The following is a 26,362-nucleotide window of genomic DNA, read 5'->3' as shown; positions in this document are numbered from 1 at the left end:
CGCATGACTGACGTGACATCGAGCGGTCTGGAGGCGCTGCAGCGCCGGCTGGGCCACCGTTTTCGTCGGCCCGAGCTGCTGCTGCGGGCGCTGACCCACCGCAGTTTCGGCGCCGACCACTACGAGCGCCTCGAGTTTCTGGGCGACGCCGTGCTGGGCCTCGCGGTGTCCACGCTGCTGGTCGAGCGCCTGCCGCAACAGGGCGAGGGGGAGCTGTCGCGCGTGCGCGCGAGCCTCGTGCGGCAGGACGCGCTGCACCGCATCGCGCTCGACCTGGGCCTGCCGCCGCTGTTGCGGCTCGGCGAGGGCGAGCAGCGCTCCGGCGGGCGCGAGCGGGCGTCGATCCTGGCCGACGCGGTGGAGGCGCTGCTCGGGGCCTTGTACCTGGACGCCGGCTTCGAGGTGGCGCAGGCGGTGGCGCGGCGCTGGTACGAGGGGGTCGAACTGCGCCCCGGGCTGGGCAAGGACGCCAAGACCGCGCTGCAGGAGTGGCTGCAGGGCCGGCGGCGGCCGCTGCCGGTGTATCAGGTGTCCGCCATCCACGGCGAGGCGCACGCGCAGACCTTCGAGGTCGAGTGCCGGGTGGAAGGTGCCCCGTCGACGAGCGGCCGCGGCCCGTCGCGCCGCGCCGCCGAACAGGCCGCCGCTGCCGCGATGCTGGAGCAATTGCAGACCCAGGGCCCCTGCGCCCCTGTCCCATCCCGATGAGCACGGATTCTTCCCCTTCTTCTTCGACGGATGCCGCTTCGTCGACCCCGGCCGCTGCTGAGCCCGCCGGGCCGCAGCGCTGCGGGTTCATCGCCATCGTCGGCAAGCCCAACGTCGGCAAGTCCACGCTGCTCAACGCGCTGGTCGGGGCCAAGGTGAGCATCACCTCGCGCAAGGCACAGACCACGCGCCACCGCATCACCGGCATTCGCACCGAGGGGGCGACGCAGTTCGTCTTCGTCGACACGCCCGGCTATCAGACGCGGCACGGCAACGCGCTCAACCGCGCGCTCAACAAGGCGGTGCTGGGCACCGTCGGCGACGTGGACCTGCTGCTCTTCGTCGTCGAGGCCGGGCGCTTCGATCTGGCCGACGCCAAGGTACTCGCGCTGCTGCCCCCGAACGTGCCGGTGATCCTCGTGGCCAACAAGCTCGACCGCGTGCACCGCCGCGTCGAGATCGCGCCGTGGCTGCGTAGCATGCAGGAGCGCTATCCGTTTGCCGAGTTCTTCCCGATGAGCGCGAAGCAGCCGCGCGACGTGCAGCGGCTGCTGGCGCTGTGCGAGCGGTACCTGCCCGAGCAGCCGTGGATGTACGAGGCCGACGACCTCACCGACCGCAGCGAGCGCTTCCTCGCCGGCGAGCTGGTGCGCGAAAAGCTCTTTCGCCTGACCGGCGACGAGCTGCCGTACACCTCCACCGTCGTCGTCGACCGCTTCGAGCAGGAAGGGGAGCTGCGCCGCATCGCCGCCACCATCATCGTCGAGCGCGAGTCGCACAAGGGCATCGTGATCGGCGAAAAAGGCGAGCGGCTCAAGCGCATCGGTACCGAGACCCGCCAGGAGCTGGAACGCGAGTGGGGCGGCAAGGTGTTCCTGGAGCTGTGGGTGAAGGTGCGCTCCGGCTGGTCCGACGACGAGGCGCGCGTGCGCGCCTACGGCTACGAGTGACGTGGTCAGCCGCCGCCGCGCGCGGGTGCACGACGAACCCGCCTATGTGTTGCACCAGCACGACTGGAGCGAATCCAGCCTGATCCTGGAGGTGTTCAGCCGCCACCATGGCCGTGTCGTGCTGGTCGGCAAGGGGGTCAAGCGCCCGACGTCGCAGTTTCGCTCCGTGCTGCTGCCGCTGCAGCCGCTGCGGCTCGATTGGTCGGGCGACGGTGAGGTGCACACGCTCAAGGCGGCGCATTACGCCGGCGGGCACGTGATGCCGGCGGGCGATGCGCTGCTGGCGGGCTACTACCTAAACGAATTGCTGCTGCGCCTGACGGCGCGCGACGACCCGCACCCGGCGCTGTTCGACCACTACGCCGCGGCGGTGCGGGCACTGGCGCAGGGCGAGGACACGGCGCTTGCCTTGCGTCGCTTCGAGCTGCTGCTGCTGCGCACGCTGGGGTGGCTGCCGGACCTGACGCAGGAGGGGTTGCGCCTGCTGCCGCTGGAGGCCGACGCGGGCTACCGGCTGGCGGCTGAGGCTGGCTTACAGCCAGCGGCGGTGGATGATGCGGCGGCCCTTTCCGGCCGCCAGTGGCGGGCGCTGGCGGCGGCGCTGGCCAGCGACGATCCCTGGGCCGCGCTCGCCGCCGAGGCACCGACGCTGGTCGGTACCGCGTTGCGCGCGGGGCTCGCGGCGCTGCTGCACTACCATAGCGGCGTGCGGGCGTTTCGCACCGGCGAGCTGATGCGCACCGTGCGGCGGCTCGCCGCGGCGCCGTCTCCCGTCGCCCTTCCGGATCCCCCGTCATGAACGCCACCCCCACCGCTTCCCACCGGCGCACCGCGCTGTCGGTCAACGTGAACAAGGTCGCGCTGCTGCGCAACAGCCGGCACCTCGGCATTCCCAGCGTCGTGCGCGCCGCCACGCTGTGCCTGCAGGCCGGGGCGGATGGCATCACGATCCACCCGCGGCCGGACGAGCGCCACATCCGCCGCCACGACGTGTTCGACCTCGGGCACCTGATGGCCGAATGGCCCGACCGCGAGTTCAACATCGAGGGCAACCCCTTCCACAACCTGCTCGACGTCGCCGATGAACTGGTGCGTCAGGGCCTGCCGCTGCACCAGCTCACCTTTGTGCCGGATGCGGTCAACCAGTTCACCAGCGACCACGGCTGGTGCTTCCCCGACGATGCCGAGCGCCTCGGCCCCGTGATCGCACGGGCGCACGCGCTGGGCGCGCGGGTGAGCCTCTTCATGGACCCGCTGCCGGAGCAGATGGCGGCGGCGCGCGCGGTCGGGGCCGACCGGGTCGAGCTCTACACCGAGCCGTACGCGGCGGCCTGGGCCGACGCGGCGGCGCGCGCCGCGCACCTGCAGCGCTACCGCGCCGCGGCCGAGGCGGCGCAGGCGGCGGGGCTCGCCGTCAACGCCGGGCACGACCTCAACCGCGACAACCTGACGGATTTTCTGCGCGCCGTGCCAGGCGTGGCAGAGGTGTCGATCGGCCATGCGCTGATCGCCGATGCGCTGGAGCTCGGCTACGCCGAGACGGTGCGCGCCTACCTGCGCTGCATCGCGGCAGCCGACTGACCGCGATGATCTACGGCATCGGCACCGACCTGTGCGACGTGCGCCGCATCGCCGCGGCGCTCGCACGGCACGGGGACCGCTTTGCCGAGCGCGTGCTCGCCGAAGGGGAGCTGGCCACCTGGCGCGCGCGGCGCACACGCTGCCCCGAGCGCGGGGTGCGCTTCGTGGCCACGCGCTTTGCGGCCAAAGAGGCGTTTAGCAAAGCCATCGGCCTGGGGCTTCGCGCCCCGATGACGTGGCGCGACTGCGAGGTGGTGCACCTGAGCGGCGGCCGGCCCGGCTTTCGCCTGCACGGCGCGCTGCAGGCGTGGTGTGCCGAGCGGCGGCTGCGCGCGCACCTGAGCCTGAGCGACGAAACCGACTATGCCACCAGCTTCGTGGTGGTGGAGCAAGATCCATGACCCTGCATGCCCCCCTGATCATCGACGTCGCCGGCACCCGCCTGACCGACACCGACCGCGCGCGCCTGGCCCACCCGCTGGTCGGCGGGGTCATCCTGTTCGCGCGCAACTGGCGCGACCGCGCGCAGCTCACCGCCCTGTGCCGCCAGATCAAGCGCGTGCGGCGCGACCTGCTGATCTGCGTGGACCATGAGGGCGGGCGCGTGCAGCGCTTCCGCAGCGACGGTTTCACGCACCTGCCGCCGATGCGCGACCTGGGGCGCCTGTGGCGCGAGGGGCCGGAGACCCGACCGGGCGAGGCGGCGCTGGCGGCCTGCAACGCGGCTACCGCGGCCGGCTACGTGCTTGCTGCCGAGCTGCGCGCCTGCGGCGTGGACTTCAGCTTCACTCCGGTACTCGACCTGGACTGGGGCCGCAGCGAGGTGATCGGCGACCGCGCGTTCGACGGCGACGCGCGCGTCGTCACGCTGCTGGCGCAGGCGCTGATGCACGGTCTGCGGCTGGCCGGCATGGCGCACTGCGGCAAGCACTTTCCCGGTCACGGTTGGGCCGAGGCCGACTCGCACGTCGCGCTGCCGGTGGACGACCGCGCGCTGGAGGCGATCCTGACCGATGACGCCGCGCCGTACGGCTGGCTGAGCGCGGCGCTCGCCGCGGTGATGCCGGCGCACGTCGTCTATTCGCAGGTGGACGCGCGGCCCGCGGGGTTCTCGCGCGTGTGGCTGCGCGACATCCTGCGCGAGCGGCTGGGCTTCACCGGCGCGGTCTTCAGCGACGACCTGAGCATGGCCGGTGCCCGCGTGCTGGACGGCCGGCCCGTCACCCACACGCAAGCGGCCCTCGCTGCGCTGCAGGCGGGCTGTGACCTCGTGCTGTTGTGCAACCAAAGCCCGGTGGACGACGGTGCGGCGATAGACGAACTGATCGAGGGCCTGAGCCGCGCGTATTACGAAGGCCGCTGGATCCCGGACGAAACGGCGGAGGCACGTCGGCGGGCGCTGCTGCCCGCCGGGACGGCCCTCACGTGGGACGAGCTGATGGCCGACGCGCGCTACCAGCAGGCGCTGGCGCTGTTGCCATAGCCGACTGGTCCGAGGACGGGTACGCACTGGCGTGCTGTCCCATCGGATGGGGTTGGGGCGTTGCTGTCGTGTATATACATGGGAGGCGATATGACGCATAATCCACACCTGCAGACGCTCAAGATTTCCGTCAAGGTGCTGGAAAAACTGGCCAGCAAGCATCAGGTCAGTCGGCGAGAGGTGGAGCAATGCTTCGAGAACCGCGACGGACCGCTTCTCATGGACACCCGGGAGGAGCATCGGAGCGATCCGCCGACCTTGTGGTTTCTGAGTGAAACCAACCGGGGGCGTTTGCTCAAAGTGGTGTATATACAGCGCGGTGAAGAGATCCACTTGCGGACCTGCTACGAACCGAACCCTGTCGAGATCGCCATCTACCAGCGCGCACGTGACCAAAGGAACCCATCATGAAAAAGATTCACAGCACCGACGAGGCGTGGGATACGCGGGAATTGGGAGCCGATCCAGACGCCGTCCAAGTCGCGCCCCAGGAACACGTCCAAGCGCTGGACGCGGCGCTGGGCATGCAGACCATCTCCATCCGGCTGCCCAAGTCGCTGATCGACGCATACAAACTCATCGCCGCTCACCATGGCGTGGGTTACCAACCCCTGATGCGCGACATTCTGCAGCGCTACGTCCCCGAAGGCCTGCGGGAGGTGCTGGCGCACCACGAGGAAAAGGTTCGGGAGTCGAGCGAGCGGTTGCCGCAAAAGCGGCGCAAGGCGGCGTGATGGACCCCCTGGAATACCTTATCCCTCGTCGCCTTCGTCGCTGACGGCCACGGTCCAGATGCGCTTCAACGGAAGCTCGGCGCGTAGGTCGGGATCGAGCTTGTCGTAGACCTCGTACAGCGCGTCGAGCAGCTCGGTTTGCGACCAGAGGCGGACGCGGAAGAAACTGCCGGCTAGCTCCTTCTGCACGTTGTTCTTGAAGCCGCTCCAGGAGACGAACAGGCCTTCGTTCGCGCCGAACTTGCTCACCGAGCCTAGCAGCTTGTCCACAGTCGGGCGATCGATGGGTGCCTGTTCCGACTTCACCTCGACCACCAGCCGCGGCGAGCCAAAGCCGAGGGGGCCGGCGCCAGCCAGGATGTCGGCGCCGCCGTCGGCGCCCGCCGGGCTGCGCCAGGTGGTGTAGCCCTGCGCGCGCAGGATGCCCTCGACCAGGCGCGTGAGCTCATGGCCCTTGAACCGGCTCAGGATCAGGCGGGCGATGCCATCGCGCGCCCGTTCCTCCAGGTCCAGGTCCGCGGCGTCGTCGGCCTCAGCAGTCGGCCCGGCAGGGGCCAGCACCTGCGCGACCGACTCCGGTTTCCAGCCGTTCTTGCGCATCGCCTGCAAGCGCGCCTCGGCGTCGTTCTTCTGCACACGGCAGATGGTCATGAAGGCGCCGAAGGTGTTGAGCAGGTCCTTGCCGAAGTGGCTGCGTGGGATCGCCTCGCCGATCCACTTCACCGCGCGCCAGTGGAAGAACGGCGACGGCCCGGCGGGTTCGAAGCTGTAGTCACCAGTGATCTCGCCGATCTGGATGGCGCGTTGGGTCTTGAGTGGCAGCACGACCCAGTCGCCCTTTTTCATCTCGTGGGCGAACGGCCAGATCTGGCTGGCGTGGTTGAGGAGCTTCTTGGGCTTGGCGTCGGGGTAGCGCGCTTGCAGCGCTTTGATGAGCGCCTCACGGTCGGGCAAGGTGGCGAGGTTGACGTCGAGATCGTGCCAAGTGACGTACACCCGCTTCTCGGACAGAAACTTGTCCTGAAACTCGCCGTGGCTGCCGGCGCGAACGAGCCAGACGGCCATGCTTACACCCCCTCCGCTTCGTTCGGCACGTTCTCGCCCCAGACGCTGGCGATGGTGGCCTGGATGTGCTTTTCCGTGCGGCAGCCTGCTGCTTCGAGCAGCTTATTAAGCTTGTTTTGTGCGGTGACTTCTTTTTGTGACACGTGAACCCCCCCCTTGCATCCTGGCGGTTGCCAGGATGCAATTTTGTCACGCCACCGCGTCCGCGCTCTGGCGCAGCAACATCGCCAGCACGTTGGCGACCGTGCTGCGCAGTTCGCGGCGGTCGCAGATCATGTCGATGCCGCCCTTTTGCAGCAGGAATTCCGCGCGCTGGAAGCCTTCGGGCAGTTTGACGCGCACGGTATTTTCGATCACGCGCGGGCCGGCAAAGCCAATGAGCGCCTTGGGCTCGGCGATGACCACGTCGCCCATGAAGGCAAAGCCGGCGGAGACGCCGCCCATCGTCGGGTCGGTGAGGATGCTGATGTAGGGCAGGCGCTTTTTGGCCAGGCGCGTGAGCGCCGCGTTGGTCTTGGCCATCTGCATCAGCGACAGCAGCCCCTCCTGCATGCGCGCGCCGCCGGTGGCGGTGAAACAGATGAAGGGCACGCGCTGTTCGATCGCGTTTTCGACGCCGCGCACGAAGCGCTCGCCGACGACCGAGCCCATCGAGCCGCCCATGAAGTCGAACTCGAAGCACGCGGCGACGACGGGGATGGTGTGCACCGCCCCGCCCATGACGATGAGCGCGTCGGTCTCGCCGGTGGCCTCCAGCGCTTCCTTCAGGCGTTCGGGGTATTTGCGGCTGTCCTTGAACTTGAGCGCGTCGACGGGCAGCACTTCCTGCCCGATTTCGTAGCGGCCCTCCGGGTCGAGGAAGGCGTCGAGCCGCGCGCGCGCGCCGATGCGGTGGTGATGCGCGCAGTGCGGGCAGACGTTGAGGTTTTTCTCCAGGTCCGCTTTGTAGAGCACGGACTCACAGCTCGGGCATTTGATCCACAGCCCCTCGGGGATGCTGCGCCGCGGGGCTTCGCTGCGCGTGACCCGGGGCGGGAGCAGTTTTTCCAGCCAAGACATGGCATCTCCTTGTCGTGTGGGCCGGGTGCGCGGGCACGCACGCCCCGCGACGCCCGACCGGTGTGCACGCGATTATGCGCCAGCGGCGCCGTCGCGTGGCGGCAGCGCATCCAGCGCCGCGCGGATCTCGCGCAGGAAGCCCGCCGCCGCGTCGGCCACCCGGTCGCGCGGTTCGTTTTCGATCATCTGGATGAGGCGGGTGCCGATGACCACCGCATCGGCGGCGCGTCCTACAGCCTGGGCGCTGGCCGCGTCGCGGATGCCGAAGCCCACGCCAACAGGCACCGACACGTGGGCGCGGATGCGCGGCAGCATCGCCTCCACCGCGGCGGTGTCCAGGTGCGCCGCCCCGGTGACGCCGGTGAGCGAGACGTAATAGACGTAGCCACTGGCCAGCCGCCCGACCTGCGCCATGCGCTCGTCGGTGCTGGTGGGGGCGAGCAGGAAGATCAGGTCCAGCCCGTGCGTGCGCAGCGCGGCGGCAAACGCTTCGCACTCCTCGGGCGGGTAGTCGACGACCAGCACGCCATCCACGCCGGCGTCCGCGGCATCGCGCGCGAAGCGGCCCGCGCCGTGCCGGTGCTCCCACGCCTCGATGGGGTTGGCGTAGCCCATCAGCACCACGGGCGTCGTCGTGTCGCGCGTGCGGAAGTCCCGCACGATCTGCAACACCTGCGCCAGGCCGATGCCGGCAGCGAGCGCCCGCTCGCCGGCGCGCTGGATCACGGGGCCGTCGGCCATCGGATCGGAAAATGGCACGCCGAGTTCGATCACGTCGGCGCCGGCGGCGACCATCGCGTGCATCAGGTCCGGCGTGATGTCGGGATAGGGGAACCCCGCGGTGACGAAGGGGATGAGGGCGCGGCGGCCTTGGGCGCGCAGGCGCGCGAACGTGGCGGACAGGCGCGCGGCGCTCATGCGGCGGCTCCCGGGGGCAGGGTGATGGGGGCGGCGGTTTTGACGGCTTGTCCGCGGCAGCTCGGGCGGCAGTAGAAGTCCGCCTGCGAGAGGTCGGCCACCGTGCCGATGTCCTTGTCGCCGCGGCCCGAGAGGTTGACCAGCAGCGTCTGGTCGGGCCGCATGGTTTTGGCCAGCTTCATGGCGTAGGCGATGGCGTGGCTGGACTCCAGGGCCGGGATGATCCCTTCGGTGCGGCACAGGCGGTGGAAGGCGGCGAGCGCCTCGTCGTCGGTGACGCCGACGTACTCGGCGCGGCCGCTGTCCTTGAGCCACGCGTGTTCGGGGCCGACGCCGGGGTAGTCCAGCCCGGCGCTGATGCTGTGGGTCTCCGTGATCTGGCCGTCGGCGTTTTGCAGCACGTAGGTGCGGTTGCCGTGCAGCACGCCCGGCACGCCACGCTGTAGCGAGGCGGCGTGGTGGCCGCTGTCGAGGCCGCTGCCGGCGGCCTCCACGCCGATCAGGCGCACCTGCGCGTGCGGGATGTAGGGGTAGAAAATCCCCATCGCGTTGCTGCCACCGCCGACGCAGGCGATGACCGCGTCCGGGTGCGCGCCGCCGTTGCCGGGCAGCCCGAGGTCGCTCAGCATCTCGGGCATCTGGCGCAGGCACTCCTCGCCGATGACGCTCTGGAAGTCGCGCACCATCATCGGGTACGGGTGCGGCCCGGCGACGGTGCCGATGATGTAGAACGTGTCGCGCACGTTCGTCACCCAGTCGCGCAGCGCTTCGTTGAGCGCGTCCTTGAGCGTCTTGCTGCCCGACTCCACCGGCACGACCGTGGCACCGAGCAGCTTCATGCGGTAGACGTTGGGGCTCTGGCGCTTGACGTCCTCCGCCCCCATGTAGACGACGCACTCCAACCCGTAGCGGGCGCAGATGGTGGCGGTGGCCACGCCGTGCTGGCCCGCGCCCGTCTCGGCGATGATGCGCGGCTTGCCCATGCGGCGCGCGAGCATCGCCTGGCCGATGACGTTGTTGATTTTGTGCGCGCCGGTGTGGTTGAGGTCTTCGCGCTTCAGGATGATTTGCGCGCCGCCGATCTCGCGGCTGAGCCGCGCGGCGTGGTACAGGGGCGAGGGGCGGCCGACGAAGTGCGCGAGCTCGTAACGGAATTCGCGCTGGAAGTCGGGATCGGTGCGGTAGCGTTCGTAGGCGGCGCGCAGCTCGGCGATGGCGTGCGTGAGCGTTTCGCTGACGAAGCTGCCGCCGTAAGGGCCAAAGTGGCCCCGCGCGTCGGGATAGGCGTAGGCGGACATGGAACGGCTTTCTGGCAGGGTGACGCCGCCCGCCAGGGGGCGATGCGTCACGGGGTTTCGGTGAGGGTCTGGTCGGCGCGGCGCACAGCGGCGATGAACGCCGTCACGCGCGCCGGGTCCTTGATGCCCTTGGCCGCCTCGACGCCGGAGGAGACGTCAACGGCCCAGGGACGCACCAGCCGCACACCATCGGTCACATTTTCGGGTGTGAGTCCACCAGACAAAACGACCCGATCGGCGGCGCGAAGTCGAGGGTGTGACCACGGAAAAGCTGTCCAGTCGAACGATTGCCCGCCACCGCCGTAGCCGGGTACGTGCGCATCGACGAGCACGGCCTGCGCGGCGGCATGGCGTTCGGCGTATTCTAGGAGATCGAAGGCCCCGGCGCCAGCGCCCACCGGCACGCGCGCGGCACGCCACCACGGTCGCGTGCCGGCGAGCGCTGCGCACTGCGCCGGGGTTTCGTCGCCGTGGAATTGCAGCACCGCGTGTGGCACCGCGTCCAGCGCCGCGGCGACGTCGTCCGCGCTGGCGTTGACGAACAGCAGCACGGGCGTGACGCACGCCGGCAGGCGGCGCGCCAGCGCGCCCGCGCGGCGGGCATCGACGTAGCGCGGGCTGCCCGGGTAGAGCACGAAGCCGATCGCATCGGCGCCGGCCGCGGCGGCGTGTTCCACGTCGGCCTCGCGCGTGAGGCCGCAGATTTTGATCCGGGTGCGTCGCATAGCGCTGATGCTCACAGTGGCAGCCAGTCGAAGGCCGGCGTCTGCCGGGGCAACGCCAGCGCCTCATCGTACACGGGGCCGAGGAAGTACAGCCCGTCGGGTGCGAAGGTGGGCGCGGCGATCTCGCGGCTGCGCGCGTCGCGCACGGTGGCCATCCACTCCGGTGGCCGCAGCCCCTGCCCGATCGCGATGAGGCACCCCATGATGTTGCGGATCATGTGGTGCAGGAAGGCGTTGGCCTCGAAGTCGAAGCGCCAGTAGGGGCCGCGCCGTCGGATATCGATGCGGTAGAGGTGCTTGACGGGGGAGAGCGCCTGGCACTGCGCGGCGCGAAACGAGGAGAAGTCGTGCTCGCCGATGAGGTGCCGGGTCGCCTGCTGCATCGGCCCCAGCGCCAGCGGTCGAAATACCCAGCCGACCCGGCCCGCCTCGAGGCTCGGGCGCACCGGGGACTCCAGCAGCACATACGCGTAGCGCCGTGCACGGGCGCTGTTGCGCGCGTGAAAGGTCGGGGGGACGGGCCGTGCCCACTGCACCGCGATGTCCGTGGGCAGGTAGCGGTTGGTACCGCGCACCCAGGCGTTCATCGGTCGCTCGACCGGCGCGTCGAAGTGCACGACCTGGTTCAGCCCGTGCACGCCCGCGTCGGTACGCCCCGCGCACAGGGTGGCGATGGCGGGCACATCGGCAAAGGTAGCGAGCGCCCGTTCCAATTGATCCTGCACGGTGCGGCCACCGGGCTGGCTTTGCCAGCCCTGGTAGGCGGTGCCCAGATAGCTCACGCCCAGCGCGATGCGCGTTGCCACGCCCACCACCCCGTGCGCGTGCGCCGTTGGCGTCACGCGAGTTGCGCGAGGAACGCGCGCGCGCGCTCCTGCAACTCGCCGGTCGCCTCGGCCACGACTTCTTCGGCCAGCGTGCGCGCACCGTCGATGTCGCCGATCGCCTCGAACTCGCGGGCCAGCGACAGTTTGGTCTCCAGTGGGTCGGCCTCGCCGAGGCCCTCGGGGATTTCGAGACTGGACAACGCGTCATCGACTGAGACCTCGGAAGGTACGGCGAGCGTCGCCTCTTCCGTGACGGTCACCCCTTCTGAGCCCGCATCGAGTTCGGGGGGAACGCTGAGGGTCAGCACCTCGTCGACCCGCGAGGGGGCAGGGGCAGCACTGCGCTCAGCGCCGGCGGACGGCGATGGTGCCAGATCGAGGTCAAAGTCCAGGTCCAAAGTCTGCGGAGGCTCGGAGGCTGGGGTCGTCGGCGGTGCCGATGTGTCCGGTGCCGCTTCGGTGGGTTCGACAGAAATGTCGAAATCCAAGGGTTCGTCGGGCTGTCTGCTCGAATCGCCGGTATTCGAATCGGCGGTATCCGAATCGGCGGTGTTGCCGACCTCTGCGACCCGCTGGTTTGGCTCGGTCACGGCAGCCGTGACCTCCGGTGCAGGCGCTGGCGCTGTCGACATCGCCTGTCGGTACAACGGGTTGTTGGGATCGAGGGTGATCCCCCATTCGCACGCGCGTGCCCACTCGGGCCCCCGTCCTTGGGTGAGCGCATGCAGTTCCCGCGCTTGGGATTCAAAGCGCGCGGCGTCGGGCCGCTGCGCGTAGATTTCCAACAACTTGAGGCGTACCGGAAGGCGATCCGGATGCGTTCGCAGCGCCTCGAGCAGGATTTCTTCCGCCTGCTGTTCGCGTCCGTAGGCGAGGTAAACCTCCGCTTCGGCGACCGGGTCGATTTCACCCCCAGCGTCCAGTTGGCTGGGGGAGTAGAGCATCGACGACGAGGGCGCTTCGTCCTTCATCTCGACTTCGCTGCCGACGGGGTCGACACGCAGTTCGCTGGGCGATTCCGCGGGGGTTGCCGTTTGCCGCCGCTGGCGGGTACGCCACCAAAACAGCGCAGCGAGCAGGACTGCCACGCCACCACCGGCTGGAGCGACCAGGGGGTTGTCCAGAAGGCTGGCAAAAATCCCGGGTTCTTCGTGCGCCGGTGCCGGCACAGGGGGGGTCGGTTTCGGCTCGGCCGTAGCCGGGGCAGCCGCGGCAGGCGCAGGTGGAGCGGGGGGGGCGGCCTCCGCAGCGGCTGCAGGTGCCGAAGTGCCGGGCGCTTGCACTGGATCGGTGCTTGCGGGCGAATCCGCGGGCTTGGAGGGATCGGTCGCTGGGGTCGTGGAAGTGGTTGCTCCGGTAGCAGCGGGGGCGGCAGCGGGGGACGCTGGCGGTTGCTGCACGGCCTGTTGCAGTTGCTGCAGCTCCGTCAGGTTGCGGTTGAGCTCCGCGACGCGCTGTTCAGAGTCGCTGCGCTGGCGTTGTTCGGCGATCGCGGCTTCGGTGCGCGCGGCATCGCCCGGTTTTGTCAAGGTCAGCTTGTCCTGCGCGGCCGCCTGGGGTTTGGCTTCGGCGATCGCGGACTCGACGACCCCCGCCGCGGCGCGCGAGGCCTCCGGCGCTTCCTGCCGGGGGGCAGCGGCTGCGAGTCGGCGCCGGTATTCGTTGAAATCTCGCGCCTGTGCCGCCACCAAACGGCGCGCCTCGCGCGCGTCGATTTCGCTGGCGACCGCGGCATCGGGCATGTCGATGACGGCCCCGGCCCGCAGCAAATGGACGTTGTTGCGCACGAAAGCCTGCGGGTTGTGGCGCAGCATCGCCACCAACATCTGCTCCATCGTCACGTCGGCGGGCTTGTGCGCCGCGGCGATCTTGCCGGCGGTGTCCCCGCGCCGAACCGTCACCCGCGTGCCCTGTGCCTGCGGCTGATCGCCGTTCGGTTGGGCGGCGCCAGGCCGTGGTACCGGGGCGGGGCGCGCCTGTTCGCGGACCGCTGTGGATGCCTGTGTGGGGGCTGGCATCGGGGCAGGCGCGGGTACCGGCGGGGTGATGGGCGACTGCCGTTGCAGATGAGGCGGGTCGAACAACAGCGTGTAGTTACGCAGCAGCTCGCCACCAGCCCAGCGGGCCTGAAGAACCAAGTCGAGAAAAGGTTCCGTCACGGGCCGTTGGCTGCGCAGGACGATCACCGCCTGTCCGCCGGCGCGTCGTTGGACGTCGAGGGTGACCTCTTGCAATAACGGTTGAAACTCGAGATTCGCCGCTCGGAACCGCTCGACCGGCGCAATGCGTACCTGCAGGCTCGCGGCCTCGGTATCGTCGATCGAGGGTACTTCGATTTCCGCCCGAAGCGGTTCTCCCAGGATCGACTGCACCGTGGCACGTCCGAGCGACAGTGCCCAAACCGGATCGGCAAGGGCCGTCGCGGCGAGTATTGCCAGCGTGACGTGCCGCAATGTCGTTCGGGGTTGGTCGTCGCGGATATCGCCGTTCGGGGCGCGATACGCCCGCGCATTGCGCTGGGCTCGTCGGGGGATGGATAAGGGGGTCTTTCGGGAAAACATCTCGACAACGGCTCAATGGAGTGTCGAACTTAGCATCAAAGCCTTACAGCAACAAGCTGAAGAACCGTGCAGATGCCATGATGAAGGGTTAATTTGCCATCGTCGTTGTTTGCGCACAACGAGTGAGCCGTTTGACGTTATTGAACGGGCGCGGGATTGCGCCCGTTTGCCGTCAGACGCCCAGCAGGATGCGCAGCATGCGCCGCAGCGGCTCGGCCGCGCCCCACAGCAGCTGGTCGCCGATCACGAAGGCGGAAACATATTCCGGGCCCATGTTGAGCTTGCGCACGCGCCCCACGCCCACCTGCAGCGTGCCGGTGATGGTGGCGGGCGTCAGCTCGCGCACGGTGATCGCCCGGTCGTTGGGCACCCACTTGACCCACGGGTTGCCGCTGCGGATGATGGCTTCGATCTCTTCCAGCGGCAGGTCGCGTTTGAGCTTGAGCGTCAGCGCCAGGCTGTGGCAGCGCATCGCGCCGATGCGCACGCACAGGCCGTCGACGGGGATGGTCTGCGTCGTGCCCAGGATTTTGTTGACCTCGGCCTGCCCCTTCCACTCTTCCTTGGACTGGCCGTTGGGGAGCTGCACGTCGATCCAGGGGATGAGGCTGCCGGCCAGCGGCGCGCCGAAGTACTCGGTCGGCACGTCCTCGCGGATCGCCTTGGCCACCTTGCGGTCGATTTCCAGAATCGCCGAGGCCGGGTTGGCCAGCTCGTCGGCCACGGCGGCATGGATCACGCCCATGCCCTTGACGAGCTCGCGCATGTTGTTGGCGCCCGCGCCGCTGGCCGCTTGGTAGGTCATCGAGCTGACCCACTCGACGAGGTTTTCGCGGAACAGGCCGTTCAACCCCATCAGCAGGATCGAGTTGGTGCAGTTGCCCCCGATCCAGTTCTTGCCGCCCGCGGCCAGCGCCTTGCGGATCACGTGCTCATTCACAGGGTCGAGCACGATGACCGCATCCGGCTCCATGCGCAGGGCGCTCGCGGCATCGATCCAGTGGCCCTGCCAGCCGGCGGCGCGCAGCTGGGGATAGACCGCTTTGGTGTAGTCACCCCCTTGGCAGGTGATGATGATGTCACACTGCGACAGCGCCGCGATGTCGTGCGCGTCCTGCAGCGTGCGGTGGGTCTTGGCCTGCGCCGGAGCGGCGCCGCCCGCGTTGGAGGTGGAGAAGAAGACCGGCTCGATGTGATCGAAATCGCCTTCGGCGACCATGCGGTCCATCAGGACCGAGCCGACCATGCCGCGCCAGCCGACCAGGCCGACCCGATTGCCAACGTTGCTCATTGCGTGTGCCCTTTCAGAGGAGGAAGTGGAGAAGTTTCCTGTCACTGCCCGGCTCGTCTGGCCGGGAGGGGCGCACGACGAACCAGGCTGGGATCAGCCGGTAATGGTGGTCGTGGTTTTGACGCCGGTGCACGCGCCCACGAGCGCCCGGGCAGGGGCCGGACGGGGGGCAGCGGTGCGAAAAACGGGCGCCACGGTGCGCATAATGATGGCATTGTAGCCCAGCGCGCCTGTTGCGAACCTGACAACCACGCCCCTGCGCGACCCGACACCCATGACGCTTTCGTCCCTGAGCGAAGCCGAACCGATGACCGACCTCGTCGCCGTGGTCACGACGACCGGCAGCCGCGCCGATGCGCTGCGGCTGGCCCATCTGGCCGTGGAGAAGCGGCTGGCCGCGTGCGCGCAGGTGTCGCCGATCGAGAGCGTCTACGTCTGGCAGGGTGCGGTGCAGCACGAGCCCGAGTACCGGCTGGTGCTCAAGACGACGGCAGCCCGGCGCGCGGCACTGGAGGCGACGCTGGCGCAGGCGCATCCGTACGAAGTGCCCGCGATCCTGACGGTGCCCCTGGCGCACGCAAACCGCGCCTATGCGGACTGGGTGCGGGCTGAAACCACCCCGGCGTAGCCGGCACGGGGCTGAGCCCCCGCCCGAGCCGCCGCCCGATTTGGCGCCGCCTTATGCGCTGAGCGCGCGCACGACCGCGTCGCCCATCTCGGCGGTGCCGACGCGGCGCGTGCCGTCGCTGTGGATGTCCGGCGTGCGCAGGCCATCGGCCAACACGCGCTGCACCGCGGCTTCGATGCGCGCCGCGGCGTCGGGCCGCTGCAGCGAATAGCGCAGCATCATCGCGGCCGACAGGATGGTCGCCAGCGGGTTGGCGATGCCTTGCCCCGCGATGTCCGGCGCGCTGCCGTGGCTGGGCTCGTACAGGCCCTGGCCGCGTTCGTTCAGGCTCGCGGACGGCAGCATCCCGATCGAGCCGGTCAGCATCGCTGCCTCGTCCGACAGAATGTCGCCGAACATGTTGCCGGTGACGATGACGTCGAATTTTTTCGGCGCCTTGACCAGTTGCATCGCCGCGTTGTCGACGTACATGTGTTCGAGCTCGACGTCGGGGTAGTCGCGGTGGACCTCGGTGACGACGTCTTTCCAGAACTGGAAGGTCTCCAGCACGTTGGCCTTGTCGACGCTCGTGACCTTGCCACCACGGCCGCCGTGGCGTCGCCGCGCCGCCTCGAAGGCGACGCGCGCGATGCGCTCGATTTCCGGGCGGCTGTAGCGCATGGTGTCGAACGCTTCCTCGGCGCCGGCGAAGGCGCCGTCGGGCGCGGTGCGCCGGCCGCGCGGCTGGCCGAAATAGATGTCGCCCGTGAGCTCGCGCACGATCAGGATGTCGAGCCCCGCGACCAGCTCCGGCTTGAGGCTGGAGGCGTGTGTGAGTTGCGGGTAGCAGATGGCCGGGCGCAGGTTCGCGAATAGCCCGAGGTGCTTGCGCAGGCCCAGGATCGCCTGCTCCGGGCGCAAGTGCCGCGGCAGCGTGTCGTACTTCCAGTCGCCCACCGCGCCGAACAGCACGGCATCGGCCTCGCGCGCCAGCGCCAGCGTCGCGTCCGGCAACGGATGGCCGCTGGCCGCGTACGCGGCGCCGCCCACCGGGGCGGTGGCCATTTCCAGCGGCAGGTTCAAGGCCTTGAGGACCTTGACGGCCTCGTCGATGATTTCGGGGCCGATGCCGTCACCGGGCAGGATCGCGACTTTCATGGAGCGTTGGGGGTCAGAAACGGGGGCGGGGACAGCGGGACGACGGCGGCGCGGCTCAGGCCGCGAACGTGCGCGCGAGCCACGGGTAACGCGCGAGCCGCTCGGCTTCGAACGCGCGGATCTTGTCCGCGTGGCGCAGCGTCAGGCCGATGTCGTCCAGCCCGTTGAGCAGGCAGTATTTGCGGAAGGGCTGCACCTCGAACGGGATTTCGTGGCCGTTGGGCTCGATCACCACCTGGCGTTCCAGGTCGATCGTCAGCTCGTAGCCGGGGAAGGCCTGCACCTCGTGGAACAGCCGGTCGACCGTCGACTCGGGCAGCACGATCGGCAACAACCCGTTCTTGAAGCAGTTGTTGAAAAAGATGTCGGCGAAGCTCGGTGCGATCAACGCCCGAAAGCCGTACTGCTGAATGGCCCACGGCGCGTGCTCGCGGCTGGAGCCGCAGCCAAAGTTCTTGCGCGCCAGCAGTATGCTCGCCCCTTTATAGCGCGGCTGATTCAGCACGAAATCCGGGTTCGGTTTGCGCTGGCTCTCCGGGACGCCGGGCTGGCCCGGCTGGTCCAGGTAGCGCCACTCGTCGAAGAGGTTCGGCCCGAAGCCCGTCTTGCGGATGGACTTCAGGAACTGCTTCGGGATGATCGCGTCGGTGTCGACGTTTTCCCGGTCGATCGGGGCGACGATGCCCTTGTGGAGGGTGAACGGTTCCATTTATTTCTTGGCCGCGTCTTGCAGGACTTGCCCGCCTTTTTGGATATCTTTTCCCAAACCCGCAACCGTGTTGCAGCCGGTGAGCAACAGCCCCAGACCAACGAGAATGGCACCGATCGAACGCATCATGATGGGTGTCTCCTGTCAGCGGTGTGATTTGGATGAGGGATTCAGGCAAACTGGCGAACATCGACAAACCGCCCGTGAATAGCGGCTGCTGCCGCCATCGCCGGGCTGACCAGGTGCGTGCGGCCTCCCGCACCCTGGCGTCCTTCGAAGTTGCGGTTGCTGGTCGAGGCGCAGCGCTCCCCGGGCTCCAGCCGGTCGGCGTTCATCGCCAGGCACATCGAACAGCCGGGCTCGCGCCACTCGAAACCCGCGGCACGGAAAATCTCGTGCAGCCCCTCGCGCTCGGCCTGCTCCTTGACCAGGCCGGAGCCGGGCACGACCATCGCGAGCTTCACGTTGCGCGCGACGCGCTGGCCGAGCTTGCGCACGACCGCCGCGGCTTCGCGCAGGTCCTCGATGCGGCTGTTGGTGCACGAGCCGATGAACACCTTGTCGATGGCGATGTCGGTGATCGGCTTGCCGGGCTGCAGGCCCATGTACTGCAGCGCGCGCTCCATCGCGTTGCGTTTGACCGCGTCCTTTTCCTTGTCCGGGTCGGGGACGCGCTCGGTCACGGGCAGCACCATCTCCGGCGAGGTGCCCCACGTCACCTGCGGCTGGATTTGGCTCGCGTCGAGTTCGACCACGGCGTCCCACTGCGCGTCCGGGTCGGAGTGCAGCGTACGCCAGTACGCGACGGCCTGCTCCCACTCGACGCCGGTGGGCGCGAGCGGCCGGCCGCGCACGTACTCGATGGTCTTGTCGTCCACGGCGACCAGCCCGGCGCGCGCGCCCGCCTCGATCGCCATGTTGCACACCGTCATGCGCCCTTCCATCGACAGTGCGCGGATCGCGCTGCCGGCAAACTCGATCGTGTAGCCGGTGCCGCCGGCGGTGCCGATGCGGCCGATGATGGCGAGCACGATGTCCTTGGCCGAGCAGCCGCGCGGCAGCGCACCCTCGACGCGCACGAGCATGTTCTTGGCCTTCTTGGCCAGCAGCGTCTGCGTCGCGAGCACATGCTCGACCTCGGACGTGCCGATGCCGTGTGCCAGCGCCCCGAACGCGCCGTGGGTCGAGGTGTGGCTGTCGCCGCAGACCACGGTCATGCCGGGCAGCGTCGCGCCGTTTTCCGGGCCGACGACGTGCACGATCCCCTGGCGCTTGCTGAGGAACGGGAAATACGCCGCCGCGCCGAACTCACGGATGTTGGCGTCGAGCGTGATGATCTGCTCTTTGCTGATCGGGTCGGCGATGCCGTCGTAGCCCAGCTCCCAGCCGGTGGTGGGGGTGTTGTGATCCGCGGTGGCGACGATGGACGACACCCGCCACGGCTTGCGGCCGGCCACGCGCAGCCCCTCGAAGGCCTGCGGGCTGGTGACTTCGTGCACCAGGTGGCGGTCGATGTAGAGAATGGCGGTGCCATCCTCCTCCGTGTGGACGACGTGCTCGTCCCAGATCTTGTCGTAGAGGGTGCGTCCCATGCGGTGGCGGTATCAGCGTTGCTCGATCGGCTTGACGTCGCGCTTGGCCGCGCCGGTGAAGAGCTGGCGCGGACGCCCGATCTTATACTCGGGATCGGAAATCATCTCGTTGAGCTGGGCGATCCAGCCCACCGTGCGCGCCAGCGCGAAGATACCGGTGAACAGGTTGACCGGGATGCCGATCGCGCGCTGCACGATGCCGGAATAGAAGTCGACGTTCGGGTAGAGCTTGCGCTGCACGAAGTAGTCGTCCTCCAGCGCGATCTGCTCGAGCTTGCGCGCCAGCGCGAACAGCGGGTCGTTTTCCAGGCCCAGCTCGCCCAGCACCTCGTGGCAGGTCTCCTGCATCAGCTTGGCGCGCGGGTCATAGTTCTTGTAGACGCGGTGGCCAAAGCCCATCAGGCGCACGCCCGAGTTCTTGTCCTTGACCTTGGCGATGAACTCGCCGATCTTCTCGACGCCGCCCATCGCCTGGATTTCTTCCAGCATGTTCAGGCACGCCTCGTTGGCGCCGCCGTGCGCCGGGCCCCACAGACAGGCCACACCGGCCGCGATCGCCGCGAACGGGTTGGTGCCGGAGCTGCCGCACAGGCGCACCGTCGAGGTGGACGCGTTTTGTTCGTGATCCGCGTGCAGGATGAAGATGCGGTCCATCGCGCGCTCGAGCACCGGGTTGACGCGGTACTCCTCGCACGGCGTGGCAAACATCATGCGCAGGAAGTTGCCGGCGTAGCTCAGGTCGTTGCGCGGGTAGATGTAGGGCTGACCGACGCCGTACTTGTAGGCCATCGCGACCAGCGTCGGCATCTTGGCGATCAGGCGGATCGCGGCGATCTCGCGGTGCTCGGGGTTGTTGATGTCGGTGCTGTCGTGGTAGAAGGCCGACATCGCACCCACCAGCCCGGTGAGCACCGCCATCGGGTGCGCGTCGCGCCGGAAGCCGCGCAGGAAGAACTGCATCTGCTCGTGCACCATCGTGTGCAGCGTGACGCGGCGCGCGAAGTCGGCCTTCTGCTGCGCGTTGGGCAGCTCACCGTAGAGCAGCAGGTAGCAGGTCTCGAGGTAGTCGCACTGGGTGGCCAGCTGCTCGATCGGGTAGCCGCGGTAGAGCAGCTCGCCCTTGTCACCGTCGATGTAGGTGATGGCGGACTGGCACGACGCCGTGGAGAGGAACCCCGGGTCGTAGGTGAACATGCCGGTCTGCGCGTAGAGCTTGCGGATGTCGATCACGTCCGGCCCGACGGTGCCGGAGTAGATCGGCAGCTCGACGCTGGGCGCGCCATTGGAAAACGACAGCGTGGCTTTGTGGTTTTGCAGTTTCATGGGGAGTCCTGGGGGGGTTGGGCGGGGTCCGCCGAGGGGGTGGGGGCGCCATCACGCACGGGCGTGCGCAGCAGCGCCAGCACCTCGAGGACCTCCGGGGTGGCGAGGGCGCCGTCGGGCTCACGGCGGCGCAGCAGCAAATCGAGCAGGTCGTTGTCGCTGAGGTCCATCAGCAACTCCAGCCCGCGGGCCTGCCGCACGGTCAGCGTCGCCCCGTGGCGGCTGAAAAAGCGCTCGATGAACAGGTCGTTTTCGAGCAGACCGCGACGGCAGCGCCAGCGCAGCTTGCCGAGCTGGTGGTCGTCGAGCCGGTCGCGGTCGTCCATGGCCTGGGTCCGGGGGCGCCGTCAGACGGCGCGGCGCACCATCAATTCCTTGATCTTGCCGATCGCCTTGGTGGGGTTCAGCCCCTTCGGGCAGACGTCGACGCAGTTCATGATGGTGTGGCAGCGGAACAGCCGGTACGGGTCCTCGAGGTTGTCGAGGCGCTCGCTGGTGGCCTGGTCGCGGCTGTCGGCGATGAAGCGGTACGCCTGCAGCAGGCCGGCCGGGCCGACGAACTTGTCCGGGTTCCACCAGAAGCTCGGGCACGAGGTGCTGCAGCTCGCGCACAGGATGCACTCGTACAGGCCGTTGAGCTCCTCGCGCTCTTCCGGCGACTGCAGGCGCTCCTTCTCGGGCGGCTGGGTTTCGTTGATGAGGTACGGCTTGATCGAGTGGTACTGCTTGAAGAACAGCGTCATGTCCACGATCAGGTCGCGTACCACCGGCAGGCCCGGCAGCGGCTTGAGCACGATCGTGTCGGGCAGCGTGCGCAGGTTGGTCAGGCACGCCAGGCCGTTCTTGCCGTTGATGTTCATCGCGTCCGAGCCGCACACGCCCTCGCGGCAGGAGCGGCGGAACGACAGCGTCGGGTCGAGCTCCTTGAGTTTGATCAGCGCATCGAGCAACATGCGCTCGGTGGTGAGCTCCACCTCCAGCGTCTGCATGTAGGGCTTGGCGTCCTTGTCCGGATCGTAGCGGTAGATCTTGAACGTGCGTTTGGCCATGATGGGATCCTCCGGCGTGGGGACGTCAGAACGTGCGGACCTTGGGCGGGATCGACTCGACGGTCAACGGCTTGAGGTTGACCGGCTTGTAGGTGAGCGAATTCGTTTCGCTCCACCACAGGGTGTGCTTCATCCACTCCTTGTCGTTGCGGCCCAGCGGGCACTCGGGGTCGTCGGCCGGGCGCTCGTAGTCCTTGACCGTGTGGGCGCCGCGGCACTCCTTGCGCGCGGCGGCCGAGGTCATCGTCGCCTGCGCGGCTTCGATCAGGTTTTCGACCTCCAGCGCCTCGATGCGCGCGGTGTTGAACACCTTGGAGTGATCCTTCAGACCGATATTCGCCACGCGCTCGCGCAGCGCGTTGATCTTGCGCACGCCTTCGTCCATGCTGGCCTGCGTGCGGAAGACGCCCGCGTGCTGCTGCATGGTCTGGCGGATATCGTTGGCGACGGCCTGCGCGTATTCGCCGTCGCGGCAGCTCTCGAGCCGCGCCAGCCGCGCGAGCGTGCGGTCGGCCGCGTCCTTCGGCAGCGGCTTGTGCTCGCGGGCGCGATCGAGATTCGCGACGATGTGGTTGCCCGCCGCGCGGCCGAAGACCAGCAGGTCCAGCAGCGAGTTGGTGCCCAGCCGGTTGGCACCGTGCACCGACACGCACGAGCACTCGCCCACCGCGTACAGGCCGTTGACCACCTTCTGGCCGCCGTTACCATCCGGCACGACGACCTGGCCGTTGATGTTGGTCGGGATGCCGCCCATCTGGTAGTGGATGGTCGGCACGACGGGAATCGGCTCCTTCGTGATGTCGACGTTGGCGAAGTTGATGCCGATCTCGTACACCGACGGCAGCCGCTTGTGGATCGTCTCGGGGCCGAGGTGGTCGAGTTTGAGCAGGATGTAGTCCTTGTTCGGACCGCAGCCACGCCCTTCCTTGATCTCCTGGTCCATGCAGCGGCTGACGAAGTCGCGCGGTGCCAGGTCCTTGAGCGTCGGTGCATAGCGCTCCATGAAGCGCTCGCCGTTGCTGTTGAGCAGGATCGCGCCTTCGCCGCGGCAGCCTTCGGTCAGCAGCACGCCCGCGCCGGCGACGCCCGTCGGGTGGAACTGCCAGAACTCCATGTCCTGCAGCGGGATGCCGGCGCGCGCGGCCATGCCGAGGCCGTCGCCGGTGTTGATGAAGGCGTTGGTGCTGGCGGCATAAATCCGCCCGGCCCCGCCGGTGGCCAGCAGCGTGGCCTTGGCCTCGAGGATGTAGACGTCGCCGGTTTCCATCTCCAGCGCGGTCACGCCCACGACGTCACCGTCGGTGTCGCGGATCAGGTCCAGCGCCATCCACTCGACGAAGAACGTGGTGCGCGCGGCGACGTTTTGCTGGTAGAGCGTGTGCAGCATCGCGTGGCCGGTGCGGTCGGCCGCGGCGCAGGCGCGCTGCACGGGCTTTTCGCCGTAGTTGGCGGTGTGGCCGCCAAAGGGGCGCTGGTAGATGGTGCCATCGGGGTTGCGGTCGAACGGCATCCCCATGTGCTCCAGCTCGTACACAACCTTGGGCGCCTCGCGGCACATGAATTCGATCGCGTCCTGGTCGCCGAGCCAGTCGGAGCCCTTGACGGTGTCGTAGAAGTGGTAGTGCCAGTTGTCCTCGGACATGTTGCCGAGCGACGCCCCGATGCCGCCCTGGGCCGCCACGGTGTGCGAGCGGGTGGGGAAGACCTTGGACAGCACCGCCACGTTGAGGCCGGCGCGGGCGAGCTGCAGCGACGCGCGCATGCCGGAGCCACCGGCGCCGACGATCACGACGTCGAAGCGGCGACGGGGAAGATTCGAAGTCTGAGTCATGGCTTACAGCCTCCAGAGCACTTGGAACGCCCAGCCTGTGCAACCGACCAGCCAGACGAGGGTGAACACATGCAGGGCCAGGCGCAGGCCCACGGGCTTGATGTAATCCATCCAGATGTCGCGCACGCCCACCCACGCGTGCCACGCGAGCGCGACGACCACCGCGAAAGTGAGGAATTTCATCCACGTGGCCGCGAAGATGCCGGCCCAGGCTTCGTAGCCGATCGGGCCGGGGGTGAAGATCACCTGCGCCAGCAGGACCACGGTGAACAGGGCCATCAGCACCGCGGTGACGCGCTGCACGAGCCAGTCGCGCAGGCCGTAGTGAGCGCCGGTGACGACGCGCTTGGAGCCGTAATTGACCGCCATTTGTCGCTACTCCGTCTGAGGGGGGAATCAGTACAGGCCAAACAGCTTGGCGCCCAGCACCACGGTCAGGCCGAGGCTCACCACCAGCGTGACGATCGCCGAGGAGCGGCCGTAGGCTTTGTCCACCTTGTGGGTGACGTCCATGATCAGGTGGCGCACGCCCGCGCAGAAGTGGTGCAGGTAGGCCCAGATCAGCGCCAGCGCGACGAGCTTGAAGAACCACCCGGGGACGAAGCCCGCGCCGGCGGTGAAGACCGCGGTGAACGTACCGTACGACAGCTCCGACGACAGCGAGGTGTCCATCATCCACACCACGAACGGCAGCAGCAGGAACATCAGGCCGCCGCTGGCGCGGTGCAGGATGGATACCCAGCCCGCCACGGGCAGGCGGTAGGTCGTCAGGTCTTTGAACGCGTTGATATTGCGGAACTCAGGCCGCGCGGTGCGCATGGGCGTCATCGAAGTTCTCCTGGGAGGTCAGTGCAAGCCGCCGATGCCGCCGCGGTCGCTGGCGACCGGGGCGGCGAGATCCGAAGTGTGCATCCGGTCGCTGACGGGTGACTGGCAGACGATTCTATTGCAATGCAGCATGGCGGGTTGTCGCATCGGCGGTGTCCTCGTCGGCGTCGTCAGCTCAGTTCGTTGCGGTAGTGGTGCCGGTCGGTGCGGTACAGGCCGCGGCGCAGCTCCATCGGCACGCCGTTGTAGGTGTAGGCCAGCCGCTCCACGCTCAGCAGCGGCGTGCCGGCGGGCACCTGCAGCCGCTGCGCCGCCGCGCCCGTGGCGGCGACGGCCTTGATGCGCTCCTCCGCGCGCACCATGCGCACGCCGAACTGGGTCTCGAACAGCGCGTACATCGGCCCGGCGTAGGCCGACAGCGCTTCCAGCGTCAGGCCGCGAAACGCCGTGCCCGGCAGCCACAGCTCCTCGTAAATGGTGGGGATGCCCTGGAACGACAGCACGCGGCTGACCTGCACGACGGTTTCGCCCGGCTGCAGTTGCAGCGCGGCGGCGACCTCGGCGTTGGCGCGCACGCGCCGGCAGGCCAGCACCTCGCGCGTGGCCGGGCCGATGTCGTCCAGCGTCCCACTGTCCGGGTGCAGCCGCAGGAAGCGGTACTGGATGTGCTGCTCGGCGTGGGTGGCGACGAACGTGCCCTTGCCCTGCCGGCGCACGAGGAGGTTTTCCGCGGCCAGCTCGTCGATGGCCTTGCGCACTGTCCCCTGGCTGACGCGGTAGCGCGCAGCGAGCTCGACCTCGCTCGGGATGGGGTCGCCCGGCTTCCATTCGCCGGCCTGCAGGCTTTGCAGGATGAGCGCCTTGATCTGCTGGTACAGCGGGCTGAAGGCGGGTGTGGGCGCGCCCGCGGCGGCCACGCCTGGCGCTCCCGCAGTCGGGGGTGCATGCAGCGTGGTGGGGCCGTCGGGTTTCATGCGCGTAATCATATCTTATATAAGACATAAGACAAATTGACGCCGGGGGTGTACCAAGGTACACTCACGCCGTCAATCCACACCTTCCCCTATGGAGAACCCCATGAGCAAGAAGCCCGTCCGCGTCGCCGTCACCGGCGCTGCTGGCCAGATCGGTTATGCGCTGCTGTTCCGTATCGCTTCCGGCGAGATGCTGGGCAAGGACCAGCCGGTGATCCTGCAGTTGCTGGAGATCCCCGACGAGAAGGCCCAGAAGGCGCTCAAGGGCGTGATGATGGAGCTGGAGGACTGCGCCTTCCCGCTGCTGGCGGGGATGGAGGCGCACAGCGACCCGATGACGGCGTTCAAGGACACCGACTACGCGCTGCTCGTGGGCGCGCGTCCCCGCGGGCCGGGCATGGAGCGCAAGGACCTGCTGTCGGCCAACGCGCAGATCTTCACCGCGCAGGGCAAAGCGCTCAACGCCGTGGCGTCGCGCAACGTCAAGGTGCTGGTCGTGGGCAACCCGGCCAACACCAACGCCTACATCGCGATGAAGTCCGCGCCCGACCTGCCGGCCAAGAACTTCACCGCGATGCTGCGCCTGGACCACAACCGCGCGCTGTCGCAGATAGCGGCCAAGACCGGCAAGCCCGTCTCCAGCATCGAGAAGCTGTGCGTCTGGGGCAACCACTCGCCGACCATGTACGCCGACTACCGCTTTGCCACCATCGACGGCCAGTCGGTCAAAGAGATGATCAACGACGAGGACTGGAACCGCAACGTCTTCCTGCCCACCGTCGGCAAGCGCGGCGCGGCGATCATCGAGGCGCGCGGTCTGTCGTCGGCGGCGTCGGCGGCCAACGCGGCCATCGACCACATGCGTGACTGGGCGCTGGGTACCAACGGCAAGTGGGTGACGATGGGCATTCCGTCGCAGGGCTGGTACGGGATCCCGAAGGAGGTGATGTTCGGCTTCCCGGTCACCTGCGCCAACGGCGAGTACACCGTGGTCGAGGGGCTGCCGATCGACGAGTTCAGTCAGCAGTGCCTGAACAAGACGCTGGCCGAGCTCGAAGAAGAGCGCCAGGGCGTCGCGCACCTGCTCTGAT

The 26,362-nt window shown here is 68.4% G+C and carries 31 protein-coding genes; 10 read left to right on the top strand and 21 right to left on the bottom strand.

Annotation, left to right across the window (positions count from 1 at the left end):
- The first annotated feature begins 3 nt into the window (after positions 1 to 3).
- The 8 genes from rnc (at position 4) to LCC91_RS09750 (ending at position 5,456) form a co-directional block, all read left to right on the top strand.
- Complete coding sequence (gene rnc / locus LCC91_RS09785) at positions 4 to 708, top strand: ribonuclease III (RefSeq protein WP_043703763.1); 705 nt, start codon at positions 4 to 6, stop codon at positions 706 to 708.
- Positions 705 to 1,658: a GTPase Era gene (gene era / locus LCC91_RS09780; protein ID WP_082007749.1), complete on the top strand. Its 954-nt coding sequence runs from the start codon at positions 705 to 707 to the stop codon at positions 1,656 to 1,658. The genes rnc and era overlap by 4 nt, the downstream gene beginning before the upstream one ends.
- A gap of 1 nt (position 1,659) precedes the next feature.
- Positions 1,660 to 2,457: a DNA repair protein RecO gene (gene recO, locus LCC91_RS09775; RefSeq protein ID WP_052231814.1), complete on the top strand. Its 798-nt coding sequence runs from the start codon at positions 1,660 to 1,662 to the stop codon at positions 2,455 to 2,457.
- Positions 2,454 to 3,239, top strand: coding sequence for a pyridoxine 5'-phosphate synthase (locus LCC91_RS09770; protein ID WP_043703766.1), 786 nt, complete (start codon positions 2,454 to 2,456; stop codon positions 3,237 to 3,239). The genes recO and LCC91_RS09770 overlap by 4 nt, the downstream gene beginning before the upstream one ends.
- A gap of 5 nt (positions 3,240 to 3,244) precedes the next feature.
- Positions 3,245 to 3,640: a holo-ACP synthase gene (acpS, locus tag LCC91_RS09765; RefSeq protein ID WP_043703768.1), complete on the top strand. Its 396-nt coding sequence runs from the start codon at positions 3,245 to 3,247 to the stop codon at positions 3,638 to 3,640.
- Complete coding sequence (gene nagZ, locus LCC91_RS09760) at positions 3,637 to 4,722, top strand: beta-N-acetylhexosaminidase (RefSeq protein WP_043703770.1); 1,086 nt, start codon at positions 3,637 to 3,639, stop codon at positions 4,720 to 4,722. The genes acpS and nagZ overlap by 4 nt, the downstream gene beginning before the upstream one ends.
- Before the next feature lie 90 nt (positions 4,723 to 4,812).
- Positions 4,813 to 5,133 carry a BrnT family toxin gene (locus LCC91_RS09755; protein WP_043703773.1) on the top strand — a complete coding sequence of 107 codons (321 nt, stop codon included), beginning with the start codon at positions 4,813 to 4,815 and terminating at the stop codon, positions 5,131 to 5,133.
- The gene (locus tag LCC91_RS09750; protein ID WP_043703775.1) at positions 5,130 to 5,456 is read left to right on the top strand and encodes a hypothetical protein; all 327 of its coding nucleotides are present in this window, start codon (positions 5,130 to 5,132) and stop codon (positions 5,454 to 5,456) included. The genes LCC91_RS09755 and LCC91_RS09750 overlap by 4 nt, the downstream gene beginning before the upstream one ends.
- Positions 5,457 to 5,474: 18 nt before the next feature.
- Here LCC91_RS09750 and LCC91_RS09745 read toward each other — a convergent pair whose 3' ends face one another.
- The 9 genes from LCC91_RS09745 to asd all read right to left on the bottom strand — a co-directional run bounded on the left by LCC91_RS09745 (position 5,475) and on the right by asd (position 15,200).
- Positions 5,475 to 6,521, bottom strand: a complete 1,047-nt coding sequence (locus LCC91_RS09745) for a restriction endonuclease (RefSeq protein WP_043703776.1) — start codon at positions 6,519 to 6,521, stop codon at positions 5,475 to 5,477.
- A gap of 2 nt (positions 6,522 to 6,523) precedes the next feature.
- Positions 6,524 to 6,664, bottom strand: coding sequence for a hypothetical protein (locus tag LCC91_RS09740; RefSeq protein WP_156137282.1), 141 nt, complete (start codon positions 6,662 to 6,664; stop codon positions 6,524 to 6,526).
- Between the two features lie 46 nt (positions 6,665 to 6,710).
- Positions 6,711 to 7,580: an acetyl-CoA carboxylase, carboxyltransferase subunit beta gene (gene accD / locus LCC91_RS09735; RefSeq protein ID WP_043703779.1), complete on the bottom strand. Its 870-nt coding sequence runs from the start codon at positions 7,578 to 7,580 to the stop codon at positions 6,711 to 6,713.
- A gap of 72 nt (positions 7,581 to 7,652) precedes the next feature.
- A complete protein-coding gene (gene trpA, locus LCC91_RS09730) occupies positions 7,653 to 8,498 on the bottom strand; it encodes a tryptophan synthase subunit alpha (protein ID WP_043703782.1) in 846 nt (281 codons plus the stop codon).
- The gene (gene trpB, locus LCC91_RS09725; RefSeq protein ID WP_058616054.1) at positions 8,495 to 9,796 is read right to left on the bottom strand and encodes a tryptophan synthase subunit beta; all 1,302 of its coding nucleotides are present in this window, start codon (positions 9,794 to 9,796) and stop codon (positions 8,495 to 8,497) included. Before trpB ends, trpA begins: the two co-directional genes overlap by 4 nt.
- Positions 9,797 to 9,843: 47 nt before the next feature.
- Positions 9,844 to 10,521 (bottom strand): phosphoribosylanthranilate isomerase, encoded by a 678-nt coding sequence (locus LCC91_RS09720; RefSeq protein ID WP_143897350.1) that lies wholly within the window; start codon positions 10,519 to 10,521, stop codon positions 9,844 to 9,846.
- 11 nt (positions 10,522 to 10,532) lie between these two features.
- Entirely contained in the window at positions 10,533 to 11,327 is a 795-nt protein-coding gene (gene truA, locus LCC91_RS09715) for a tRNA pseudouridine(38-40) synthase TruA (protein ID WP_058616071.1), read from the bottom strand.
- 32 nt (positions 11,328 to 11,359) lie between these two features.
- Positions 11,360 to 13,909 carry a FimV/HubP family polar landmark protein gene (locus LCC91_RS09710; protein WP_143897351.1) on the bottom strand — a complete coding sequence of 850 codons (2,550 nt, stop codon included), beginning with the start codon at positions 13,907 to 13,909 and terminating at the stop codon, positions 11,360 to 11,362.
- Positions 13,910 to 14,081: 172 nt separating this feature from the next.
- The gene (asd, locus tag LCC91_RS09705) at positions 14,082 to 15,200 is read right to left on the bottom strand and encodes an aspartate-semialdehyde dehydrogenase (RefSeq protein WP_043703790.1); all 1,119 of its coding nucleotides are present in this window, start codon (positions 15,198 to 15,200) and stop codon (positions 14,082 to 14,084) included.
- Between the two features lie 274 nt (positions 15,201 to 15,474).
- Between asd and cutA the strand changes: the two genes are divergently transcribed.
- Positions 15,475 to 15,828, top strand: a complete 354-nt coding sequence (gene cutA / locus LCC91_RS09700) for a divalent-cation tolerance protein CutA (RefSeq protein WP_224440912.1) — start codon at positions 15,475 to 15,477, stop codon at positions 15,826 to 15,828.
- 51 nt (positions 15,829 to 15,879) lie between these two features.
- Here the strand turns inward: cutA and leuB are convergent, their stop codons facing one another.
- From leuB to LCC91_RS09645, 12 genes are read right to left on the bottom strand one after another with little or no spacing between them, the layout of a single operon-like run.
- Complete coding sequence (gene leuB, locus LCC91_RS09695; protein ID WP_043703793.1) at positions 15,880 to 16,965, bottom strand: 3-isopropylmalate dehydrogenase; 1,086 nt, start codon at positions 16,963 to 16,965, stop codon at positions 15,880 to 15,882.
- A 55-nt stretch (positions 16,966 to 17,020) separates the two neighbouring features.
- A complete protein-coding gene (gene leuD / locus LCC91_RS09690; RefSeq protein ID WP_043703797.1) occupies positions 17,021 to 17,674 on the bottom strand; it encodes a 3-isopropylmalate dehydratase small subunit in 654 nt (217 codons plus the stop codon).
- The gene (locus LCC91_RS09685; RefSeq protein WP_082007750.1) at positions 17,675 to 17,803 is read right to left on the bottom strand and encodes an entericidin A/B family lipoprotein; all 129 of its coding nucleotides are present in this window, start codon (positions 17,801 to 17,803) and stop codon (positions 17,675 to 17,677) included.
- A gap of 41 nt (positions 17,804 to 17,844) precedes the next feature.
- Complete coding sequence (gene leuC, locus LCC91_RS09680) at positions 17,845 to 19,266, bottom strand: 3-isopropylmalate dehydratase large subunit (RefSeq protein ID WP_043703799.1); 1,422 nt, start codon at positions 19,264 to 19,266, stop codon at positions 17,845 to 17,847.
- A gap of 12 nt (positions 19,267 to 19,278) precedes the next feature.
- Positions 19,279 to 20,589, bottom strand: coding sequence for a citrate synthase (gene gltA / locus LCC91_RS09675; protein ID WP_043703801.1), 1,311 nt, complete (start codon positions 20,587 to 20,589; stop codon positions 19,279 to 19,281).
- Positions 20,586 to 20,915 carry an FAD assembly factor SdhE gene (locus LCC91_RS09670; protein WP_043703804.1) on the bottom strand — a complete coding sequence of 110 codons (330 nt, stop codon included), beginning with the start codon at positions 20,913 to 20,915 and terminating at the stop codon, positions 20,586 to 20,588. Before LCC91_RS09670 ends, gltA begins: the two co-directional genes overlap by 4 nt.
- 21 nt (positions 20,916 to 20,936) lie before the next feature.
- Entirely contained in the window at positions 20,937 to 21,638 is a 702-nt protein-coding gene (locus LCC91_RS09665; RefSeq protein WP_043703806.1) for a succinate dehydrogenase iron-sulfur subunit, read from the bottom strand.
- Between the two features lie 25 nt (positions 21,639 to 21,663).
- On the bottom strand, positions 21,664 to 23,469 hold the full coding sequence (sdhA, locus tag LCC91_RS09660; protein ID WP_043703809.1) for a succinate dehydrogenase flavoprotein subunit: 1,806 nt from the start codon (positions 23,467 to 23,469) through the stop codon (positions 21,664 to 21,666).
- Between the two features lie 3 nt (positions 23,470 to 23,472).
- Positions 23,473 to 23,838: a succinate dehydrogenase, hydrophobic membrane anchor protein gene (gene sdhD, locus LCC91_RS09655; protein ID WP_043703810.1), complete on the bottom strand. Its 366-nt coding sequence runs from the start codon at positions 23,836 to 23,838 to the stop codon at positions 23,473 to 23,475.
- A 27-nt stretch (positions 23,839 to 23,865) separates the two neighbouring features.
- Positions 23,866 to 24,297 carry a succinate dehydrogenase, cytochrome b556 subunit gene (sdhC, locus tag LCC91_RS09650; protein ID WP_043703813.1) on the bottom strand — a complete coding sequence of 144 codons (432 nt, stop codon included), beginning with the start codon at positions 24,295 to 24,297 and terminating at the stop codon, positions 23,866 to 23,868.
- Positions 24,298 to 24,315: 18 nt separating this feature from the next.
- Positions 24,316 to 24,444: a hypothetical protein gene (locus LCC91_RS13850; protein WP_263479492.1), complete on the bottom strand. Its 129-nt coding sequence runs from the start codon at positions 24,442 to 24,444 to the stop codon at positions 24,316 to 24,318.
- A gap of 23 nt (positions 24,445 to 24,467) precedes the next feature.
- Positions 24,468 to 25,271, bottom strand: coding sequence for a GntR family transcriptional regulator (locus LCC91_RS09645; RefSeq protein WP_052231815.1), 804 nt, complete (start codon positions 25,269 to 25,271; stop codon positions 24,468 to 24,470).
- A 103-nt stretch (positions 25,272 to 25,374) separates the two neighbouring features.
- Here LCC91_RS09645 and LCC91_RS09640 point away from each other — a divergent pair, with 103 nt between their 5' ends.
- Positions 25,375 to 26,361 carry a malate dehydrogenase gene (locus tag LCC91_RS09640; protein ID WP_043704154.1) on the top strand — a complete coding sequence of 329 codons (987 nt, stop codon included), beginning with the start codon at positions 25,375 to 25,377 and terminating at the stop codon, positions 26,359 to 26,361.
- The last annotated feature ends 1 nt before the right edge of the window (position 26,362 follow it).

Origin of the sequence: Tepidimonas taiwanensis, from assembly GCF_020162115.1 — a bacterium.
Taxonomy (GTDB): domain Bacteria; phylum Pseudomonadota; class Gammaproteobacteria; order Burkholderiales; family Burkholderiaceae_C; genus Tepidimonas; species Tepidimonas taiwanensis.
Note: the sequence above shows the minus strand (reverse complement) of the source record. Positions and strands in the feature narration are given on the sequence as shown.

Excerpts from the sequence above, each read along its gene's own strand:
- rnc (WP_043703763.1), top strand. The coding sequence starts at position 4 with ATGACTGACGTGACATCGAGCGGTCTGGAGGCGCTGCAGCGCCGGCTG.
- era (WP_082007749.1), top strand. The coding sequence starts at position 705 with ATGAGCACGGATTCTTCCCCTTCTTCTTCGACGGATGCCGCTTCGTCG.
- LCC91_RS09770 (WP_043703766.1), top strand. The coding sequence starts at position 2,454 with ATGAACGCCACCCCCACCGCTTCCCACCGGCGCACCGCGCTGTCGGTC.
- acpS (WP_043703768.1), top strand. The coding sequence starts at position 3,245 with ATGATCTACGGCATCGGCACCGACCTGTGCGACGTGCGCCGCATCGCC.
- nagZ (WP_043703770.1), top strand. The coding sequence starts at position 3,637 with ATGACCCTGCATGCCCCCCTGATCATCGACGTCGCCGGCACCCGCCTG.
- LCC91_RS09755 (WP_043703773.1), top strand. The coding sequence starts at position 4,813 with ATGACGCATAATCCACACCTGCAGACGCTCAAGATTTCCGTCAAGGTG.
- LCC91_RS09750 (WP_043703775.1), top strand. The coding sequence starts at position 5,130 with ATGAAAAAGATTCACAGCACCGACGAGGCGTGGGATACGCGGGAATTG.
- LCC91_RS09745 (WP_043703776.1), bottom strand. The coding sequence starts at position 6,521 with ATGGCCGTCTGGCTCGTTCGCGCCGGCAGCCACGGCGAGTTTCAGGAC.
- accD (WP_043703779.1), bottom strand. The coding sequence starts at position 7,580 with ATGTCTTGGCTGGAAAAACTGCTCCCGCCCCGGGTCACGCGCAGCGAA.
- trpA (WP_043703782.1), bottom strand. The coding sequence starts at position 8,498 with ATGAGCGCCGCGCGCCTGTCCGCCACGTTCGCGCGCCTGCGCGCCCAA.
- trpB (WP_058616054.1), bottom strand. The coding sequence starts at position 9,796 with ATGTCCGCCTACGCCTATCCCGACGCGCGGGGCCACTTTGGCCCTTAC.
- LCC91_RS09720 (WP_143897350.1), bottom strand. The coding sequence starts at position 10,521 with ATGCGACGCACCCGGATCAAAATCTGCGGCCTCACGCGCGAGGCCGAC.
- LCC91_RS09710 (WP_143897351.1), bottom strand. The coding sequence starts at position 13,909 with ATGTTTTCCCGAAAGACCCCCTTATCCATCCCCCGACGAGCCCAGCGC.
- asd (WP_043703790.1), bottom strand. The coding sequence starts at position 15,200 with ATGAGCAACGTTGGCAATCGGGTCGGCCTGGTCGGCTGGCGCGGCATG.
- cutA (WP_224440912.1), top strand. The coding sequence starts at position 15,475 with ATGACGCTTTCGTCCCTGAGCGAAGCCGAACCGATGACCGACCTCGTC.
- leuB (WP_043703793.1), bottom strand. The coding sequence starts at position 16,965 with ATGAAAGTCGCGATCCTGCCCGGTGACGGCATCGGCCCCGAAATCATC.
- leuD (WP_043703797.1), bottom strand. The coding sequence starts at position 17,674 with ATGGAACCGTTCACCCTCCACAAGGGCATCGTCGCCCCGATCGACCGG.
- LCC91_RS09685 (WP_082007750.1), bottom strand. The coding sequence starts at position 17,803 with ATGATGCGTTCGATCGGTGCCATTCTCGTTGGTCTGGGGCTGTTGCTC.
- leuC (WP_043703799.1), bottom strand. The coding sequence starts at position 19,266 with ATGGGACGCACCCTCTACGACAAGATCTGGGACGAGCACGTCGTCCAC.
- gltA (WP_043703801.1), bottom strand. The coding sequence starts at position 20,589 with ATGAAACTGCAAAACCACAAAGCCACGCTGTCGTTTTCCAATGGCGCG.
- LCC91_RS09670 (WP_043703804.1), bottom strand. The coding sequence starts at position 20,915 with ATGGACGACCGCGACCGGCTCGACGACCACCAGCTCGGCAAGCTGCGC.
- LCC91_RS09665 (WP_043703806.1), bottom strand. The coding sequence starts at position 21,638 with ATGGCCAAACGCACGTTCAAGATCTACCGCTACGATCCGGACAAGGAC.
- sdhA (WP_043703809.1), bottom strand. The coding sequence starts at position 23,469 with ATGACTCAGACTTCGAATCTTCCCCGTCGCCGCTTCGACGTCGTGATC.
- sdhD (WP_043703810.1), bottom strand. The coding sequence starts at position 23,838 with ATGGCGGTCAATTACGGCTCCAAGCGCGTCGTCACCGGCGCTCACTAC.
- sdhC (WP_043703813.1), bottom strand. The coding sequence starts at position 24,297 with ATGACGCCCATGCGCACCGCGCGGCCTGAGTTCCGCAATATCAACGCG.
- LCC91_RS13850 (WP_263479492.1), bottom strand. The coding sequence starts at position 24,444 with ATGCGACAACCCGCCATGCTGCATTGCAATAGAATCGTCTGCCAGTCA.
- LCC91_RS09645 (WP_052231815.1), bottom strand. The coding sequence starts at position 25,271 with ATGAAACCCGACGGCCCCACCACGCTGCATGCACCCCCGACTGCGGGA.
- LCC91_RS09640 (WP_043704154.1), top strand. The coding sequence starts at position 25,375 with ATGAGCAAGAAGCCCGTCCGCGTCGCCGTCACCGGCGCTGCTGGCCAG.